The organism is Endozoicomonas sp. ONNA1, assembly GCF_024606325.1.
Taxonomy (GTDB): domain Bacteria; phylum Pseudomonadota; class Gammaproteobacteria; order Pseudomonadales; family Endozoicomonadaceae; genus Endozoicomonas_A.
Genome location: NZ_JAHHPN010000144.1, coordinates 1 through 1,658, shown reverse-complemented (window position 1 = coordinate 1,658; position 1,658 = coordinate 1). Strand labels below are relative to the sequence as shown.

Here is a 1,658-nt window from a genome sequence, read left to right as displayed (position 1 = left end):
TACGTTCAGGCAGGATAAGCCAGGCAGGCACGCCTGGCAAAGGCCGACGTATTACAGACGCTCAAAGACCGTAGTAATACCCTGACCCAGTCCTACACACATCGTAGCCACACCGATCGTACCGTTGTTTTGCTTCATCACGTTCAGCAGGGTACCGGAGATTCGGGCACCGGAGCATCCGAAGGGGTGACCCAGAGCTATTGCCCCACCGTTCAGGTTCACCTTCTCGTCCATCTTCTCCAGCAGGTTCAGGTCTTTCAGAACAGGCAGAGCCTGAGCAGCAAACGCCTCATTCAGCTCAACATGATCAATATCATCGATAGTCAGGCCTGCACGCTCCAGTGCTTTTTTGGTGCTGGGTACAGGTCCATAACCCATGATGGACGGATCAACACCAGCAACCGCCATGGAACGAATCACGGCCATTGGTTGAAGACCCAGATCCTGAGCACGCTGTGCGGACATAACGATCATGCAGGAAGCCCCATCGGTAATCTGGGAAGAAGTACCAGCTGTGACTGTACCTTTCGGGTTAAAGGCTGGCTTCAGTTGAGCCAGTCCTTCAAGCGTGGTTTCAGGACGGATCGTCTGATCTTCGGTGAAGACTGCCAGGTTGCCATCATCATCATGCCCCTGCATGGGGATGATCTCATCCTTGAAGTGACCGGCTTTGGTTGCTTCCCAGGCTCTCATATGAGATCTGACACCAAATTCATCCTGGGCTTCACGAGTAATACCGTGCATCAACCCCAGCATTTCTGCGGTCAGACCCATCATGCCTGCCGCTTTGGCAGCATATTTTGACAGACGTGGATTAGGATCCACTCCATGCATCATGCCTACATGTCCCATGTGCTCAACACCACCTACGACAAAGACATCACCGTTCCCGGTTTGAATAGCCTGAGCAGCAGTGTGCAGTGCACTCATGGAAGAACCACACAGACGGCTGACAGTCTGGGCAGAAGAAGTATGAGGGATCGGAGTCATCAGGGATGCCATACGGGCAACGTTCCACCCCTGCTCCAGAGTCTGGTTAACACAACCCCAGATGACATCTTCAACTTCTTCAGGGTTAACACCAGGGTTACGGTTCAGAACCCCTGTGATGAGGTTTGCAGACAGATCATCGGCACGGACATTTCGATACATGCCACCCTTGGAACGACCCATGGGGGTCCGGCCATAGTCTACGATTACGGCGTCTCTCGGATTAAGGCTCATAGTCAATTCTCTCTTAAATCTGTTGATCGTGATTAGCCACTTTTTTTGTGGCTCAAGGCTGTTTACGCGCCGTAAAACGTTTTGCCTTCACGGGCCATTTCCCGCAGCTTTTCAGTAGGCTGGTACAGAGGACTGATATGAGCGTACTGATCAGCCAGCTCTACGAACTTGTCGACACCCATGCTATCGATGTACTTCAGGGCACCGCCACGGAAAATCGGGAAGCCGATGCCGTTGAGCAGAGCCAGGTCCGCCTCTGCTGGGGTATCAACAATGCCGTCTTCCAGTGTGCGAACGGTTTCCATACACAGTGGAATCATCATGCGATCAATAATTTCCTGTGTTTCAAACTCACGGCTTTCACCTGCCACTTCAGAGAGAAGCTGATAAGCCGTTTCGTCAACCACTTTCTTGGGCTTACCTTTCTTGTCCTG

Annotated in this window: 2 protein-coding genes; both read right to left on the bottom strand. The window is 52.2% G+C overall.

All coding sequences use genetic code 11. The features are described from left to right. Positions 1 to 51 precede the first annotated feature (51 nt). Entirely contained in the window at positions 52 to 1,224 is a 1,173-nt protein-coding gene (gene fadA / locus KDK19_RS03435) for an acetyl-CoA C-acyltransferase FadA (protein ID WP_257255010.1), read from the bottom strand. Between the two features lie 62 nt (positions 1,225 to 1,286). Further along, positions 1,287 to 1,658: 3-hydroxyacyl-CoA dehydrogenase family protein (locus KDK19_RS03430; RefSeq protein WP_257291336.1), on the bottom strand; the 372-nt coding region annotated here is incomplete at its 5' end.